General features: G+C 42.7%; 28 protein-coding genes. All 28 read right to left on the bottom strand.

What is annotated here, in order from left to right:
- Positions 1-78: 78 nt before the first annotated feature.
- Positions 79-543, bottom strand: coding sequence for a DUF302 domain-containing protein (locus AB4484_RS21105; RefSeq protein WP_372080240.1), 465 nt, complete (start codon positions 541-543; stop codon positions 79-81).
- Positions 544-694: 151 nt separating this feature from the next.
- The gene (locus tag AB4484_RS21100) at positions 695-1,699 is read right to left on the bottom strand and encodes a S66 peptidase family protein (protein ID WP_372080238.1); all 1,005 of its coding nucleotides are present in this window, start codon (positions 1,697-1,699) and stop codon (positions 695-697) included.
- 122 nt (positions 1,700-1,821) lie between these two features.
- Positions 1,822-2,079, bottom strand: coding sequence for a hypothetical protein (locus AB4484_RS21095; RefSeq protein WP_248338002.1), 258 nt, complete (start codon positions 2,077-2,079; stop codon positions 1,822-1,824).
- Positions 2,080-2,282: 203 nt separating this feature from the next.
- Entirely contained in the window at positions 2,283-2,864 is a 582-nt protein-coding gene (locus AB4484_RS21090) for an HD domain-containing protein (RefSeq protein WP_372080236.1), read from the bottom strand.
- A 67-nt stretch (positions 2,865-2,931) separates the two neighbouring features.
- A complete protein-coding gene (locus AB4484_RS21085; RefSeq protein WP_372080234.1) occupies positions 2,932-3,339 on the bottom strand; it encodes a GNAT family N-acetyltransferase in 408 nt (135 codons plus the stop codon).
- 73 nt (positions 3,340-3,412) lie between these two features.
- Complete coding sequence (locus AB4484_RS21080; protein WP_372080232.1) at positions 3,413-3,832, bottom strand: GNAT family N-acetyltransferase; 420 nt, start codon at positions 3,830-3,832, stop codon at positions 3,413-3,415.
- A 52-nt stretch (positions 3,833-3,884) separates the two neighbouring features.
- The gene (locus AB4484_RS21075) at positions 3,885-4,301 is read right to left on the bottom strand and encodes a VOC family protein (protein ID WP_017061801.1); all 417 of its coding nucleotides are present in this window, start codon (positions 4,299-4,301) and stop codon (positions 3,885-3,887) included.
- Positions 4,302-4,410: 109 nt separating this feature from the next.
- The gene (locus tag AB4484_RS21070; protein WP_372080230.1) at positions 4,411-5,025 is read right to left on the bottom strand and encodes a LysE family translocator; all 615 of its coding nucleotides are present in this window, start codon (positions 5,023-5,025) and stop codon (positions 4,411-4,413) included.
- Between the two features lie 78 nt (positions 5,026-5,103).
- Complete coding sequence (locus AB4484_RS21065) at positions 5,104-5,448, bottom strand: VOC family protein (RefSeq protein WP_048611172.1); 345 nt, start codon at positions 5,446-5,448, stop codon at positions 5,104-5,106.
- Positions 5,449-5,536: 88 nt separating this feature from the next.
- Positions 5,537-6,007, bottom strand: coding sequence for a GNAT family N-acetyltransferase (locus tag AB4484_RS21060; RefSeq protein ID WP_372080228.1), 471 nt, complete (start codon positions 6,005-6,007; stop codon positions 5,537-5,539).
- A gap of 55 nt (positions 6,008-6,062) precedes the next feature.
- A complete protein-coding gene (locus AB4484_RS21055; RefSeq protein ID WP_050634390.1) occupies positions 6,063-6,407 on the bottom strand; it encodes a glyoxalase/bleomycin resistance/dioxygenase family protein in 345 nt (114 codons plus the stop codon).
- A gap of 59 nt (positions 6,408-6,466) precedes the next feature.
- Positions 6,467-6,823, bottom strand: coding sequence for a hypothetical protein (locus tag AB4484_RS21050; RefSeq protein ID WP_372080226.1), 357 nt, complete (start codon positions 6,821-6,823; stop codon positions 6,467-6,469).
- Between the two features lie 88 nt (positions 6,824-6,911).
- Positions 6,912-7,346, bottom strand: coding sequence for a GNAT family N-acetyltransferase (locus AB4484_RS21045; protein WP_059019701.1), 435 nt, complete (start codon positions 7,344-7,346; stop codon positions 6,912-6,914).
- 34 nt (positions 7,347-7,380) lie between these two features.
- Entirely contained in the window at positions 7,381-7,800 is a 420-nt protein-coding gene (locus AB4484_RS21040) for a GNAT family N-acetyltransferase (protein WP_372080224.1), read from the bottom strand.
- A gap of 80 nt (positions 7,801-7,880) precedes the next feature.
- Positions 7,881-8,312: a DUF2000 domain-containing protein gene (locus tag AB4484_RS21035; protein WP_050648970.1), complete on the bottom strand. Its 432-nt coding sequence runs from the start codon at positions 8,310-8,312 to the stop codon at positions 7,881-7,883.
- 151 nt (positions 8,313-8,463) lie between these two features.
- The gene (locus AB4484_RS21030) at positions 8,464-8,871 is read right to left on the bottom strand and encodes a bleomycin resistance protein (RefSeq protein WP_372080222.1); all 408 of its coding nucleotides are present in this window, start codon (positions 8,869-8,871) and stop codon (positions 8,464-8,466) included.
- Between the two features lie 43 nt (positions 8,872-8,914).
- Positions 8,915-9,292, bottom strand: a complete 378-nt coding sequence (locus AB4484_RS21025; protein ID WP_048611186.1) for a VOC family protein — start codon at positions 9,290-9,292, stop codon at positions 8,915-8,917.
- A 161-nt stretch (positions 9,293-9,453) separates the two neighbouring features.
- Positions 9,454-10,371 carry a class I SAM-dependent methyltransferase gene (locus AB4484_RS21020; RefSeq protein WP_372080220.1) on the bottom strand — a complete coding sequence of 306 codons (918 nt, stop codon included), beginning with the start codon at positions 10,369-10,371 and terminating at the stop codon, positions 9,454-9,456.
- Positions 10,372-10,515: 144 nt separating this feature from the next.
- The gene (locus AB4484_RS21015; RefSeq protein WP_372080219.1) at positions 10,516-10,944 is read right to left on the bottom strand and encodes an NUDIX pyrophosphatase; all 429 of its coding nucleotides are present in this window, start codon (positions 10,942-10,944) and stop codon (positions 10,516-10,518) included.
- Between the two features lie 25 nt (positions 10,945-10,969).
- Positions 10,970-11,386: an NUDIX hydrolase gene (locus AB4484_RS21010; protein WP_372080217.1), complete on the bottom strand. Its 417-nt coding sequence runs from the start codon at positions 11,384-11,386 to the stop codon at positions 10,970-10,972.
- A 117-nt stretch (positions 11,387-11,503) separates the two neighbouring features.
- A complete protein-coding gene (locus tag AB4484_RS21005) occupies positions 11,504-12,331 on the bottom strand; it encodes an NAD-dependent epimerase/dehydratase family protein (RefSeq protein ID WP_372080215.1) in 828 nt (275 codons plus the stop codon).
- A 141-nt stretch (positions 12,332-12,472) separates the two neighbouring features.
- Positions 12,473-12,961 (bottom strand): N-acetyltransferase family protein, encoded by a 489-nt coding sequence (locus tag AB4484_RS21000; RefSeq protein ID WP_372080214.1) that lies wholly within the window; start codon positions 12,959-12,961, stop codon positions 12,473-12,475.
- Positions 12,962-13,023: 62 nt separating this feature from the next.
- Complete coding sequence (locus AB4484_RS20995; protein ID WP_122081499.1) at positions 13,024-13,656, bottom strand: RraA family protein; 633 nt, start codon at positions 13,654-13,656, stop codon at positions 13,024-13,026.
- Between the two features lie 2 nt (positions 13,657-13,658).
- Entirely contained in the window at positions 13,659-14,072 is a 414-nt protein-coding gene (locus tag AB4484_RS20990; RefSeq protein WP_017057358.1) for a GFA family protein, read from the bottom strand.
- Positions 14,073-14,149: 77 nt separating this feature from the next.
- Positions 14,150-14,284: a hypothetical protein gene (locus AB4484_RS20985; protein WP_086049349.1), complete on the bottom strand. Its 135-nt coding sequence runs from the start codon at positions 14,282-14,284 to the stop codon at positions 14,150-14,152.
- Positions 14,285-14,522: 238 nt separating this feature from the next.
- Complete coding sequence (locus AB4484_RS20980; RefSeq protein WP_122081855.1) at positions 14,523-14,873, bottom strand: hypothetical protein; 351 nt, start codon at positions 14,871-14,873, stop codon at positions 14,523-14,525.
- 131 nt (positions 14,874-15,004) lie between these two features.
- A complete protein-coding gene (locus AB4484_RS20975) occupies positions 15,005-15,583 on the bottom strand; it encodes an O-methyltransferase (RefSeq protein ID WP_122081498.1) in 579 nt (192 codons plus the stop codon).
- A gap of 218 nt (positions 15,584-15,801) precedes the next feature.
- The gene (locus AB4484_RS20970) at positions 15,802-16,410 is read right to left on the bottom strand and encodes a sugar O-acetyltransferase (RefSeq protein ID WP_248367916.1); all 609 of its coding nucleotides are present in this window, start codon (positions 16,408-16,410) and stop codon (positions 15,802-15,804) included.
- Positions 16,411-16,449 lie beyond the last annotated feature (39 nt).

Here is a 16,449-nt window from a genome sequence, read left to right as displayed (position 1 = left end):
GCCAAACGTTGATTGGGAAGCTATATCCTCGTCAAGTCGCACCCATTAATAGTCTTAATGAGTGCTAATTGGTCTTGGTTATTTCGCTTTCTTTTTCGCCACTGTCGCTTCTGATAGCTTGCTTAGTACACCCGATATCTTCTTAACCACTTCGTCACAGCCATTGATTGCGTGACGCTCTACCAAGTAATTAGGATCGTTGTAAGATAGCCATACTTCTTTATTAGAATCCTCAGTGACTAATACCTTCTGCGGTAAATCTATCGCGACATCTTGAGTGCATTGCATTAATGGTGTCCCTACTTTTGGGTTACCAAAGATGATGACTTCCGTTGGTCTCAATTCAAGATCGACCTTACTCGCATTTTTCTGATGGTCGATTCGCGCAAACAAGGTCAAACCTTTGCTCTTGGCGATTTCTTCAAAGCGGTCAGCGGTCTCTTTCACTGAGTAATTACTTTGGTATTTAATCAAACCATCAGAAGCCGCAGCTGAAAATGATGCCGAGAGTAAAATGGCGCATAGTGGTAGTAATTTTTTCATCGTCACCTCAGAGATTTAACCTAATCAAACTTACATTCATAGCGCCACTTCTAAAATCAGCGACGTAACCAATGTCAGTATAGACGCGATTCCATACTCAGTTTGCAGAGAGGATCACTTTTCTAATGCGTCTTATTATCATCAGTTTAGGCTAACTCGACGCTAACCATTGGCTTCGAAGCTTGAATGTTTGGTCATCAAAATCAATAGTTCCTTGCACACCTAGTGGCGTGACTAGCATAGGATGGGTGTGGCAACTGTCGAAACCATATAGTATCGGGACATTTTTACCGTTCAGCACTTCAAGAAGTACATCGAGTGGTGTTCGCCCTGTCCCTTTGTCATCAAACAGCTCATGTTTGCCGAGTATAATAGCGCCTACTTTATCGAATACTCCGCAAGCCAATAAGTGCGCGAATGAACGCTCGACCGCTTCAATGCCTTTTAGTGAATCTTCAATAAGCAGAATATCGCCAGACTGAATTTCTGGCATGTATTCGCTGCCCCAAATCCCGGCCATCGTACTCAGATTACCACCAATCACGCGACCACTGACTTGACCTCTTCCCATGAAATGCCATTCGTTATTGTAAACTGGCTTTGCCGAATCTTGAGTTTCCCAATCGTGTTTAATGTCCGTCCAACTCTCAGGCATCGTGTACTGATGTTGGTTTGAATCCGAACATAAGATGTCAGTAAACGATTGGAAGGTTTCGTCGACTAACAGAGGGAACTCACCAAATGACGCAACAAGTGCAGGGCCATAAAAAGTCACCAATCCAGTTTTGGCGTAGATGCCTAACAGTAATGCTGTGGCATCTGAATAGCCGACGATGATCTTAGGGTCGTTTCTAAGGGCGTCATAATCGATGTATGGCAACAGTGAGTTGCTGTTGTTACCACCAATGGTCGACATAATGCAGCGCACGTCAGGATCTCGAATGAGCTGATTGAGTTCTTCGGTTCGCGCTTGAATGGAACCAGAACGATACTCTTCTGATTCTCCAGTTAACGAACCTTCAACCAGAATGAAGCCCTGCTTTTCCAAATAACGTTTAGCACGAGCAAATCGATTAGGTGCAAAGACAGTTGCGGGCGATGACGGTGAGAAAAATCCGATTTTGTCACCGATATTTAAAGCTTTTGGGTATATCACTCGTTTGTCCTCCATAACAAAGTTGGAATAATACGCCTGATTGAAACTCACTAATTCTTAAAGCGAGTTGATTTCGGGATTAGCGCTCAAAAATTAAGGTTGAATCAAATTTTCATACCCAATTAATGCCACGATTTAGTCCCACATTTCTCACACTGGTATTCGTAATCACTGTCGACATAAAAACCGGGAACATTATGGTCACCTCTAAACAATAATGTCATCAGGTACTCCATCAACACGCCTAACTTCCATTGTTTCTTTTCAGATTCAGCGTCCGCTTTAGATTCAGTATCGGAAGCGTTAACAGCAAGGTGCGGGGTAAGTGCGTTGCACTGCTCACAGTGATAAGGGTGTCTAATATACGCATTATCAAGCATTTACATAAGCCAACTAACATTTATAAAGTTGATACATACTAACAACTTATCACTCGGTTCTCTAACTTATTGTTGTCCACTAGAGTTTTATTAGAAGGAAATGAGACACAAGGTAAGTGCCATGTATCTTGAATCAGTTACCATCGAGACTTACCTCATTGAACAGCTAAAGCTATTGTTACGCTAAGATATGAAATTAACTTTTACTTTAATAGCCCTTTGTCCGCAGCACCTTCAAGTTGCACTTCTAGTTCTTTCCAGAGAGCACGACTGCCTTTAGAAATACGCTCGCCATTGAAGGTCAGGACTTTGTCTTTGGATATGTTGTGCTTCTTCCAGCTGTGACCACCACCATGGATGTTATGAAGCAAAGGCGGCACTCTATCGATCGCCTTACCAAATCGAGCTTCTGGTGACTCACCCGCTTCGAACTCAAGCCATAACTCCACATACTCGGTTCTTAAATGGCTCGGCAATGATTTCAGCAAGCGCTCGACACAGTTTCTCTCTTTGATCTTGTTTTCTTCGGTTTCACTGGCATAAATGATAGTGTCTCCTGCATCGATTTCCCCAAGGTCATGAATCAGCAACATCTTCATTACTCGGGTAATATCGATTTCTTCATTGGCATAGTCTTTTAACATAAGAGCGCTCAAACAGACGTGCCAACTGTGCTCTGCCGAGTTTTCATATCGGTCCAATCCAACCGGTTTTGTTTGTCGATGAACATCCTTTAATTGTTCAATTTCGACCATGAATTGGAGAATGCCTTTGATTTCTTCCACGATGACCTTCCTTAACTTAAGTTGATGATTTAGCGGTGCGGAGGGTTAACTTAGCGACAGAGAAGCGTTACTCCCAATGAACCGACATTTTGTAATACGCAACGCCCGATTTTTCAAATTCAGAGCCTCCTATAGCCATACCAAACTTTTGATAAAAACCTAAAGCCGTTGTACGCGCATCGCACCAAAAATATTGGATGTTTAAATCTTTGAGGCTAGAGATTACATGCTCAATCACGTTTGAACCTATTCCCTGCCCTTGGAAATCAGGCAGCGTGGCAAACTTTCTCAGCCTCGCTTCATGGCCTTGGATATAGATAGACGCGACACAAACCAACTGCTCACCAATAAACGCACCGTAATGCGTTGCGTGTTCGTCATCTGGCACCATACAAAACGACATCGGTTTATCAGGCCAAAGCACTTGATGCCTAACCGGAAGTACCTCCGTCGCTGAAAGCTGTTTTATTTCCATATTCTCTGTTTAGCTCCCGACTTGATTACCCTTGTTGTAATTGCAGGGCTTGTGATTGTTAAGCTTATTATTACTAAACTTGGTAAGTCATTAAGTGATAACGCTCTAATCCCTCTCCTTTTGTGGATGAGATAACAAAGCCTTGCGACTGATAAAAGCCAATCGCATTTTCATTAGCAGTCAAACACTTCAATGACAGATCAGAGTAATGTTGTTTACAGGTATTGAGTAAAGCAGAGCCGACTCCAGAACGTAGCGTTCGCGGGCAAGCATAGAGGTGATGGATGAAGCTTTCAGGTTTCCAAATAGAGGCAAAACCTAAAACCTTATTGCCCGAAACGGCGACCCATATTTCTTCACCTTCTGAATCTAATTCGAAATCGGATAACTTAAAAGCGTCGGTATCAGCCCAATGAAAGGTGTCCTGTCTTGATTCTAGATAGAGCGCCTGTAAAGCGGTTAAATACTTGGGTTGATACCTTGTGACTTCCATGTCGCTCCTGCCAATCCGTATGACTAGAATTAAGGTTGTGGGCTAAGCTTTTCTACCTGTTAGCCATAGGGTGTTCAGGATTTAACTGAAGCAGATCCCACAAGTTACCGTAAAGATCTTCAAACACAGCAACGGTGCCGTAGCCTTGCTCTTTAGGCTCTCGGACAAAGTTAATGCCCAAAGACGTCATGCGTTCGTAATCACGCCAGAAGTCATCGGTGTTTAAGAATAGGAATACGCGTCCACCAGCTTGGTTGCCGATGAAATCAAGTTGCTCTGGCTTGGAAGCTCTAGCAAGTAATAGGCTCACACCTGTTGAATTTGGTGGAGCAACAACAACCCAGCGCTTATCTTCTTCTGGTAGATACGTGTCTTCGATGAGATCAAACTTAAGCTTGTTTACATAAAAATCAAGCGCTTCATCGTAGTCTTTTACCACGAGTGCAATGTGGACAATATTCTGTTTCATAACATACCTTGTTGGGGTTTTAGCTGCGTGGAATGATGCCATGAAGCTGGGAAAGACACTAGGTGTTACGCTTAGTTTGGTGTTATGGCTAAATCAGTCCAAAGAGCATTCATGTTTTAGTTGCTAACAAAGCACCGCAAGTCGCCAAAAAGCCACCTGATAATCTGTTCAATAGCGTCTTTGCTGAGCGCCCTTGAAATACAAAACGAGTTTTAGAGGCAGTGCATGCATAGAGACTCAATACTCCACCTACAGCTATAGTTGAAATCACCAAAATCATCATCACATCTGTTGTGGTAAATGTTTTTAGGTCTATGAATGCGGGAAAGAAACCCATGTAAAACAAAATCGCCTTTGGGTTTGAAACTGTCATCAATAAGCCGATAATCACGCTTGAAGCTTTCGTTCCTTGCTCCGAAGATGTACTCGATGATTCACTAACATCTGACGTCCATGTTGTGTAAGCCAACCAAAACAAATAGGCAACGCCTACATATTTAATTACCGTAGCAAATTCACCCATTGCGCTAGCTAAAGCCGTTAAACCAGATAAAGCTAAGAATATAAAAATGTAATCCGCGATTAGTACGCCAAGCACCACTAACAAGCCTTGTTTCCAACCATAGCTTAGAGACCTCGACAGAACTGCGAGAACGCTGGGGCCCGGTATGGCTGCAGATAGTAACATCGCAACAAATAGAGCTATTCCTGATGTAATTGACATGATCCCTCCCTAGATCGTTTTTCGTTCAAACGTAAAATTACTATCGTTATTTTACGTATTCTGAAAGCTACGCATCACCTATAACTCCCAGAATCCGAGCTCGACGCCACCTTGAATAACAATGGCACACATGCCGTGACGTGGTAACTCCATTGGCGGCACCGCAACTTCGGCGCCTAGTTTCTCGGCTGCAGTTACTGCAGACTGGATATCATCAACCAGCGTGTAATGACGAACAGTTGGTTCTTCAGTTTCACGAAGCGGTGCTCGAATGCCTATTACCCCACCATTAGATAGCTTTGCAGTGCGCGCCCCACCAAGGTTCACATCTGCACCACTGAACTTCACGTTGTAGAGCTGAGCGTATGTTGCACAAACAACATCGACTTCTGGGGTAACCACTTCAAGATATTGAACCTTCATCAAATTTCCTTCTCGTGCTATTTAAGACTCTCAATCTGCATACAGTTGTGCAGGTGTTTCTCATCAACAATTAGTCGGTTTCATATTACTAAGCAATTTGACCACGCATGATAAATTGCGGGCCTGCTGCGCCACCTAAATACTGCTCACTGGTATCTTCGAAGCCGCCTTTCTTATAACAGTTGAATGCTGCCGGATTTTTGCAATTCACAGTTAAGTAAATCGACTGATACGCTGAGTAATTCGCTTTTAAATATGGGAACAAAGCTTTGACCGTGCCAGTTCCTAAACCTTTACCTTGCTGGTTTTTATCAAGCACAAAAGCTCTTAGCCCAATGCTTCCTTCAGGGCAGAATTCGTAGTGTTCTGCGTAAGCGATATCCAGCTTAAAGAAACCAACAACTTCGTTATCAGACTTAATCACGTGCAAGTGTGTGGTGTCACTGCCGTCTAATAAAAACTCCGCGGCTGTGCCAGCGAACTTAACCTGTTCATCGGCGAGTTGGATGGCCTGAACTGACGCCACATGGGATTCTTCAAGCCTTTCGATAGTTATCATTGTTGTTCCTTTTTATACAAACCACATAGTCCCTTATTGAGAGGCGGGAGAGGTTCTAACCTCGTAAGCCAATTAGGTTACCAAACGGATCCTCCACCTGGCACATGATTAGCCCACCTTCTATGGCCATTGGACCACGATATAACGTTGCCCCAATTGACTGAAAATAAACAAGAGATTCTTCAACGCTGTCGACTGACCAATACAGTACTGTTCCTTTTTTACCTGCATTAACTTTATTGTCAGCTTGCACAACTTCAATAGAGAATCCATTAAGATCCAAAACTGTAAAATCAGAATCTTGATGATAAATGGCAACGGCATGTGGAAATGCTTTCTGGTACCAGTTCAGCCCTTCTTCAATATTTGGGACATGGACAAGGATAGCGATTGGACTCAAATTTACCTCTTCTTCGCTGTTACCGATTATTCAGAATAAAACAAGTTAGTCGAAACCGACTAAAGCTCATCGCTAGTATCTCGAGAACCGTAATTTGGGAACTTGATATTAAGAACGTTATTGTCCTCAAGCGTGAATAGAACACTTCCATTCTCTACACCGGTTTCGTTCCTATCTGAACAACCTAGAAACAACTCCCAATCAAACGAATATTGAAGTCGGTATTGATTCGCATTGATGTGTAGAACGTCTTTGATGTTAATGCCGTTCACCACGTGTGCCATATCATCGATGTATGACAAATCAGGAATTAACTTTTCTTCGAAATTACTCTTATGCTCGGTTAAGAAATTGAGCAGTTCAGAACATAACTCGGAGCCATGAACCAATGGTTTAGACAGACTAGAAAACAACATTTCTAAATACTCCAGGATTGTTTTGATATTGGGCGGATGCCCGCGAATCTGTTACAAATTCAATCTCAGCCCGCACGAACTTTTAAGGCTAAACGTTACTATTATCCGAGCTATTAAACGAGTACATTCGAACTTCATCTCGAGGAAACCAGCCCAACTTTTCGTAAAACTGTTGAGCGTTGATGTTGTCGTTATAGACAAACAAGTGGGTCTTCGGGATGCCTAACCCTGCAAGTGCGTTGACCGCCTCTGCGACAAGCTTACAACCTAACTTTTGCCCTCTAAAGTTGGCCGAGACAGCTAAGTGCTGTAAATACCCACGACGTCCATCCGTTCCGACCAACACAGCGCCAATGATCTCGTTGTTATTTTCAGCCACAAAACTCAGACCGGGGTTACGATCTAAATAGGTCCCAATACTTTCTTTCGAATCGGCATCGCGAATACTCATGCCTTCTGTCTGGCACCACAACGCGATCACTGAGTCGTAGTCTAAAATTGCCATTTCCCGAATGTTGACCACTAAACTCTCCTTGTATAAACGGGCGCTTAATACGCTACTTTTTGACGAGCGACTTGGTGAGAAACGATAGCGAGGAATCTACAGGGTAATTATCTAACACCATTTGGCATTCATACCCTCGTTTCTCATAGAAAGGCTTCGCTTGGAAACTTAATGTATCCACCAATGATGACGTACAACCTTGAGACTGTGCATACTCTTCAATACGCTCAAGTAGCTCACTGCCGACTTGCTTTCCTCTCATCGAATCGTCGACCCAGAGAAACTTAATCAGTAACCAGTTTCCCCAAAGGTCAGCAATAATGCCACCGACTTTGTTACCTTCCACAATCGCGTAGTACGCAACTTGAGACTTGGGGATCCCTTCCAGAAACGGTGTGTTGTGTTTGATTAACCCGCCTCTAACTTCATTAATGTCGTCATCAGAGGGCTCGATATCTAATTGGTATTCCATTGACTTCCTATCTCTGGATTAACGGCTTATGTAACATGTTCGATGCACTTACTAGCAGATAGCTAAACCACTAAAGTGAGTTACTTATACAAGCTAAACTTCTTTGTAAACTCACGTAGAATCTCCGTGTCACCAAACAGGCATACACCAAGATACTCAAGGTCTTCTTCTTTGATTTCTTTGGTTCGTTGCTGCTGCTCAGCAGAACCACCTTCGATCATTGAGCTCGTAAAATCAGTAAATTTAATACCACGACTGAACGCTTCTTCGCGCACTTTTCTAAGCTTATTTGAGTTGTCTGCTTTCAGCACGATGAAAGGATAGTGAGATAAATTAGGGTGAACATTGCCATCCAAATCTTGATAATCAACGTAGCAAGCCTCTTCACTTTCTAATCGATTAGAGAGGCCAACGCTCAAGTGCCCTAGCACGTTCAATGTTCTTCCCAAATCCATCTTTTTGCTTAAAATCGCTATGAATCGTTTTTGGCTTTCGTCTGGTAAATTGCTCACTACATATCCTCATTCATTCTTAATTGCACTATTTGTATAACGCATTACTGGGGCGTGAGCAATGCAACCTTAGTACTCAGTTAATACGTTTAGTCCATCCAATAATTTCGCGCAAAGATCAGCATTTGGTATCCAACCAAAAGGTCATGACTTAATGAATATCTTGGCAGAACCTAAACAGATAACCGTCTGGAGTTTGAACTATGAACTGCTTCTGAGTCGCAATCGAACCCCCACATTGATAAGACTTTGACTCTAACGCTAAGTAAATAGAATCAGCGGAGCTTTCGTTAAGTCTCTGATATAGAGATTCGATGTCGATAACATCCCATTGAAAGTTAACGCCACGCCCTAAAGGTAACTCCAGATCACCTGAAAGCCATTTTCGACTTTTGCCCGCAATCCCTTCAAGCATCACATCAACACCATCAAGCGTTAGATAAGCAAACTCCTCATCTGGCCGCTCGTATTTCACTTCAAACCCTAACACATCGACAAAAAAGGATTTGCTCACATTAATATCGAAACAATAAAGCTCCGGAACTACTCGTAACGTCATGATTTATCCTTTGCACGTGCACTTAGAAATATGGAAAAACTGTTCAGGATGCCCACTTATCAAAAACAGCTTCAATATTATGTCCGTCTGGGTCATGAATAAAACATGCGTAATAATTTTCGGTGTAATGTGGACGGGGCCCTGGAGCACCATTGTCTTTAGCTCCGGCCAACAGCGCAGCATCATAAAACTCATGGACTTGTTGTTGGTTGGCGACCCGAAAGGCAATGTGGAAACTCGTTAAAGGCCCCTCTACGTTCGAACTGCATATCTCAAATAAAAAGCCTTTTCCTAAATCAAAAGCCCAGAACTTTCCCTTTTCTCCAAAGGCGACTTTATACCCCAGTGGGCGAAACGCCTCTTCATAGAATGTGCGGCTTTTTTCTAAGTCACTTACGGAGACGGTCACGTGGTCAATCATATTTTTACCTTAAGATTCGATGAGCAGAAAGATTATCTCAACGCCCTTATTCTTTGAAGCAAAACCAAACATATCAACCCACTAAAACGTAAAGCCATAGGCTCAACGTGTAGCACAAAGAAAGTAACCAACCGTTGTCAGGCTTCAATCGACTCTCCAATTTAGGTCGCTGTTGTATTGGATTCTGCCACGACAAAGTGTTCTAGCTTGAAGATGTGATGCTCAGGAATTCTTCTACCGACAGGGGTAAAGTACTCATCATTCAGATCAGCCAATGTCTTGTTTTGTGTTAATGCAAAACCATTTTCAGACAACAATGTTTCGATCTCTTCAGCGTTGAAGAACGATACCCAAGGTTCACCTACCTTTGCGGATAAGTTTTTAATGGTTTCCGCTCGCTGCGCCGCCTTGGGATATCCTTTACCAAAACAAACTTCAGGATCATTTTTTAGCGATTCATCGACATACGATATAAAGAAAGTAGAACCAGAATGTTTCGTAAGCTCAGATAGCTCTTTAATGGTCGAGGCTGTCGCTTCTTTGCTTATGTATTGCGAAACACCTTCTAGGGTAATGATCGTGCGCTTCGATTGATCGAACCCCGCCGCCAAGAGCTGTTCGGTGAGTGACTGGCGATTAAAATCGACGCCGACATAAGTAACATTGCTCGCGTTAGGCAAATCTTTAGGCAGCTTAGAGCGCTTTCTAACTTGAACTTCGGGCTGGTCCACTTCAAAAACCTTCAACGAAGAAGGCAGTTCAAGGCGATGAGCTCTCAAGTCGTACCCAGCCCCTAATATGATGTATTGCTCTGAACCACTCGCTGCATTCTTTTCGACAAGATCATCAATGAAGCGGGTGCGAGAGATTAGGTGCTCATGAAAACCAGGGGCAAACTTTTGAGTTATCCAAACGCTAAGCTTATGCCCCATGAGTTTGATCAGACTTGCGCCTAAAACAAACCGTTTTGCATAAGGGTCGTTAATCACGCGCCGATTAGGTTTAGCCAAGGTTTCGATATAACGCTGTTTTGCCACACCTTGGGCAGTGCCGTCTTTTCTAAAAATCGAATCACTCATAAAGCCCCCTACTATAAAAACTTACGCCGTATTATGTCATGGGAAACAAGACACCAACCTAAAACCATAAATCTTGATGCATAAACTCAGACTTAGCTCCAAAGTACCAAAGGTTAAGAATCTTCTTTTAATACAAGGGCGCTATCAGCGAAGTCTTTCGTTGATCTCCCAAAGCGCGTTTCTGTTTGAGTCATATGTTAGAAGTTCACTGGCTTCTCGGTAATCACACCAACGGTAATCAGTGTGTTCACTTGATAGTTCAGGATCTTCTGTGACTTTAACTGAGAAGGAATGCTCAGGAATGACGAATGGATGCTCAGTCCAATTGTGATTCCCAGCATAAAAGACTTTTGGAAGCATGCACATTGAATCGAGCAACTGCCAGTTATCACCGACTAACTGACTCTCTTCAGAGAGCTCTCGTTTTGCTGCTTCAAGTAATGATTCATTGTCTTCGCCACCACCGGATATTGCCTGCCATACACCATTGTCCCTTCTGCGTGCGATTAAAAACCGAGGTTTAGTGTCGACTATTTGATAGGGAAAGACCAAAACCTGAAAAGGTGCTCTCATTGATGTGCCCTCCAATCGTTCACGTTTACGGAGCTAACTTCCTAAGGATGACCGGATCGTTCAACAGATTGGTCAGAGGAAGAAACAATGGCTCAGGTAACTCATCGAGCTTAAACCATTTCCATTGCTTGCATTTATCAGGCTCTGTCACCTGTGGTTCGCCGCTAACGTCAGAAGCAACAACAAACAGCGTTATATAGTGCTTGTTCTCTTTCTCAAAAATATCATTGGTAAAAGAGAGCTTCTCAAAAGCACTAACAACCAAGCCCGTCTCTTCGAGTGTTTCACGTTTGGCACACTCTTCAATGCTCTCACCCCATTCAAGGTGTCCGCCCGGCGTTGCCCACGTATGAGCCCCATGAGAACCAATTCGTTCTCCAAGTAACACTCGCCCTTCACGTAGAATAACCGCAGCGACACCTACTCTTACTTCCTGACTCACTTAAAACTCCTTAATTCTTATCAAAAGACAAACGAACAGCTAAGTGACTAACAATGCTGAGATTGCGTTCAAACTTACCACTAACGTCAAGCCGAGTTAAATACCAAATGTTGAGAATCACATTTGGATACTTCGTTTTATGTAGTCTTCAACTAACTCGACAGGCTCAAACGAAGAACTAATTGGTAGTTTTAACTTCAGTTGTTCAATACCAACGGCCATAGAGCCATTTTCTGACTCAAACTCTTCCCAACTGATCTTTCTCACTTTTGTTACAGCTTTGGCGGCCAATAAGAGTTGAGCGAATTCTGCAGGACTATAACCTTGAGTCTCTGCAATAAAATGCTGCTTTTCTAAGGTTCGGCCTTGCGCCAAAAGTAAATAGAACCGTGCAATGTCATAGACATGAACATATTGGTTAAATCCTATAGACGGCATACCTACTTGGATCGTTTGGCTAGCGAAAGATTCTACAATTCGCTTTAACTGACAGTTCTCACCGCCATAAACCAAACTAGGACAGTAAACGACGTGCCACCTGTTTCTAATAGCGCTCTGTATTGTTTCTACATCTAATCTAACGGCTTCCAAGGGTTTCAGCCTAAAATGACTCAAATCAGCGCTAGAGGCGTTACCAAAGAGCCAAACACCCGATGTATGTATCTTTGTTACATCTCTAGCGGCAAGTAGGTCTAACTCAGATAGCAACCTTTGCTCCACATCTGCAATTTCATCTGCTGAGAATTGTGACCAATGTGGGCGCGCGCAATTCACAACCACGTCAAAGTAGCCTTCAAAATCGTACCTATTTTCTATCAACCCGACTGTAAGAGGTGTGACGATTTTGTCTCTACCGTATGTAAAAACTTCAAAGTCACTTTTTGCGAATAGCGATGTAACGTGACGGCCAATGTACCCACTAGCCCCTGCAATCAATACTTTCATTCTTTCCCTGAACTTTGCATACATGAAGCCCTAGCATTACTTCTAAGCCAGAACATCGCGCTCAAAGGTTAAGTCTGTCCCGTTATCCAGTCGAGAGTTATCAACCAGCGTTGTTATCTTCATAGTTCTCTTTTTATCTGATCACGAATCGTACATTGCCCAACGGAAATAAGGTCTTTGACCATCCATTCGCTCAACCTCTGCACCCAACCTTTTGTAGAAATCATGCGCTTTCTTATTGTGCGGACTTGCGGTCCATGAGATGTGAGAGGCGGACGATGACTTCGCTTGTGACTTTAAAGCCAACATAAGTTCACGGCCATACCCTTTTGATCTTTGATTTCCTGTAACCAATAGGTCGTCAAGCCAGATTGATGGCTCTCCACTGAAGGATGAATATCGATAGTGATACAGTGCGAAGCCAAAAGGCTCACAATTCCGTTCCAATATTAATGCATGGGCAAATGCGTAATCACCGAATAATGTGCGTTCGATTTTCTCTATAGTTGTCGAGATTTCACCGCTAAACCCTTTCATACTTCGGTCAAAGTCAGCTTTTTGTTCAATAAACTCTAACAAGACTCTTGAGTCTTCTTTCGTCGCAGTCCGTACGATCACTATCTTCTCCACGGGTGAATTTATTCGTTATTGTCTAACGCTTGTTAATAGATAAATATGCCTCGCATTGCGAATCAGCTTAAAGTGCTTTCAGATTTTTGTTTCGCAGACGTTATTGCTTGGGCTATTTTGGCCCTGTGGTTTATTTCCCACTCAGCGAGTGTTAATGACGCCTCTTTACTCGCTTTCTGTGAAGCCATTAAAAACACTTCGTCTTTTCTGGATTTAGGAATAACGACAATACCTTCTACATCAGCAACAATGATATCTCCCGTAGAGACCTTTGCTCCCCCGCAAGTGATTGGAGCGCCCAGTTTAGAATAGACCTCTTTCTTTCCCGGTACAGGATGAACACCTTTCGCAAAAACTGGAAACTTCATATCTGAAATTTCACCCAAATCTCGAATGACACCATCAATAATAAAGCCTTTGATACCTCGACTCTTAGCGACTGCACATACATTACCGCCGGCTACAGCATATTCGCTATCAACGCCATCTACTACAATGATGGAACCTTCTGGTGCTTCGTATATCGCTGAATGAAGCATTAAATTATCACCAGGCGTTAACTGGACAGTAAACGCTTCTCCACAAATTCGCGGTATTCCTTGCCAAAGAGGACCAATACTAAAGTTAATAAAGTGGTCGTTACTTAGTATGTTTCCATACTCGGTTGTCGCTAATTTAGAAAAATCTGACTTCATATTTACTCTCCACTTTCAAAGTGGGCAAATACTTCTGCGCCAGTCATATTGTGCGTTTCATTTTTAAATTCGTAGTATTCGGGCTTTTCATCGATGAATATCTGATGAGTTAACTTGTAATCATCTCCAGACATCAATAAACCAACAGGAAGGTGGTACTGATTATTTGGCACCAAAAAGTAAAACAAGTGAGTGCCACATTTACCGCAGAACCCCCTCTCTGCCCAATCTGATGACTTATATCTCACAACATTCGATTCACCTGATATTTTAACGGAATCAGCGCAATCAATGACTAACATCGGACCGCCAGACCAATTTCTACACATACTACAATGACAAGCCCCCAATTCATTACTAGCGTACTCTACTTCCAACTCAACCGAGCCACATAGGCACTTTCCTTTACCTTTCATGAATCCTCCAATCTTTGTAATGTGTGTAAAATCAATAACGGATAACGCTTTTTATACCGATGACTTAATAAGAAAGGCTATTTTTTGTTTCCCTTCTCCGACAGATACGCGGCATACTTTTTAGAAATCCATTTATGAATATGAAGCCCTGTTTTACGAACAAGATACCAATCTATCGCAACTAGAATCACCAAACCGATTACAGTACCCATTATAAAACCTCCATGCTCATTGAAATGCCACTCTAGCAAATGGTTAAGAAAGGCACCGTGAACCTAAACAAACTATTAAGACTCGATATGGGTAGTTACTTTCATTCAGGAAGAATTACAGGGGTATGATGCCCGCTTATGTGGTGAGCAACGTAATACCTCCTTAAACACTAAGCGCAACGCACAGTAAAAATGCCAAGTGTTGAGAATCTTATTAAAATTACTATTATGTTCGTACTCAAAGAAATTGAAGAACTAAACAAGTAATAAATGCAGGTAGACCAGCTATAAAGAAAACCAAACCTGTCTGATAGTTCATTCGATAGTGCTCGTGTTGCTCTTTTTCGAAATCATGCCCTTCTACCATTTTGTAGACCTTATCTGTACTCGGATCATCTAACCGAGTTGTCTTACTATGGATGCCGCCTTCCCACATTAGTTTCGCTAAAACCCATATAACGATGACAACAAAGAACAAGAAGTCGATCAACTGAGTAGTCGCGAAGAAGGGAACAAACTGGGCTAGAGCTATAACCACAAGTACAGCAGAGAGGTTAATTAGAACCACTTTTTTAAACAAATCGAGCAAAATCCCCTCCAAGAACATGAAGCATTGTTAAGTAGCACCTAACTATCACAGCACACAAACAAGATTACCGTAATCACAAGACGCAATCGAACCAAAGCCGCCGACTGTTAGCTGTCTGCTTGAACAATTTGTTAGGCAACTTTCACGCACATAACTATGCCTGTTGACCAACAAAGCTTTGCAACAACAAGATCATCTCGCTGTGATAAGTTCTCTATCAACTCACGTACGTTTTCATTATGCTCTTCTGACCAATCCGAACGAATTTGCATATCATCTATGATATAGAAGCCACCAATTTTAAGACAAGCTAGCGCCTCATCTAGGTAGTGGTATTTACCTGGCCAGGTATCAGCAAATATCAAGTCAACCGACAATGGAAGGGTTCGATCGATAACATCTTCACCATTCGATAAAACAATATCAATTCGCGGATCTGCCCCAAGATAACGACGAGCTATATCAATGTTTTCTAATGAATTATCCACCGTTGTTAATTTGGAATCTGCTGACATTCCATGCAATATCCATGACGTACATAGACCAGTACCAGTCCCTAGTTCTAACAAACACCCCGATTGCTTACTTGCCGCTAAAGCTGCTAAAAACGCACCTATCGGTAGCTCTGATAGTTGAGGGAAACCAATTGCATGCGTAGCTTTCAATATTGCTCCATATTGTTTTGGATAAACTTCCACTGTTTCGTTCATATACTTTTCCTTGTAGCCTAACAGCTATCAGACAGAAAAATTCTGCACTTAACTCCAGAATAATTTTGTCTAGTTTCTAAGATAGGCAAGCAATATGCAACTAAGCCATTGCATAACAATGGCTTATGTCACAGCTAATTTCAGCTATGTGGAAAATGTAGAATTTTTCTGTATAGCATGACGTGCCGTGAGACCCTCACAATACTGCGAAAAGTCGCTTACTTTAATTCATCGGGAATGCGGCGATCTTTGTGGTAATACTCTCGATCGCGTTCGTTGATTTCGCGTACCACACGGCATGGATTACCGACTGCGACGACATTAGCTGGGATGTCTTTGGTGACGATGCTGCCTGCGCCTATTACTGAGTTTTCACCAATGGTGACACCGGGAAGTACGACGGTGTGCGCGCCAAGCCATACGTTGTTACCAATTCGAACGGGAACATTGAACTGCGCTGCTTTTAGCCTGAGATCTGGGCTGATGGGATGTGTGCCAGTGGCGATGGTCACGTTAGGCGCAATCATCACGTTGTCGCCGATGAATACGTCTGTGTCGTCGACCAGAGTTAGATTGAAGTTCACGTATACGTTGTTGCCTAGGTGCGTGTGACGCCCCCAGTTCGCATGTAACGGTGGTTCAATGTAGCAGCCCTCACCGACTTCGGCGAACAACTGCTTCATGATCTGCTGTCGTTTATCACCTTCGCTCGGGCGAGTGTGATTGAAATCGTATAGCACTTCTAAGCATTGAGTTTGCTCAGCAACCAAATCAACGTCGTCACAGTAGTAAACGTCTTGGCTGTGCATTTTAGCCTTTATATCCATGTTTGAACCTATTTGATCATTGCCTTATGTCGGCATAAA

The sequence above is a fragment of the Vibrio sp. 10N.261.46.A3 genome, assembly GCF_041472995.1.
Taxonomy (GTDB): domain Bacteria; phylum Pseudomonadota; class Gammaproteobacteria; order Enterobacterales; family Vibrionaceae; genus Vibrio; species Vibrio coralliirubri.
The sequence above is the reverse complement of the archived record's forward strand: the minus strand, read 5'-3'. Positions and strand labels throughout refer to the sequence as shown.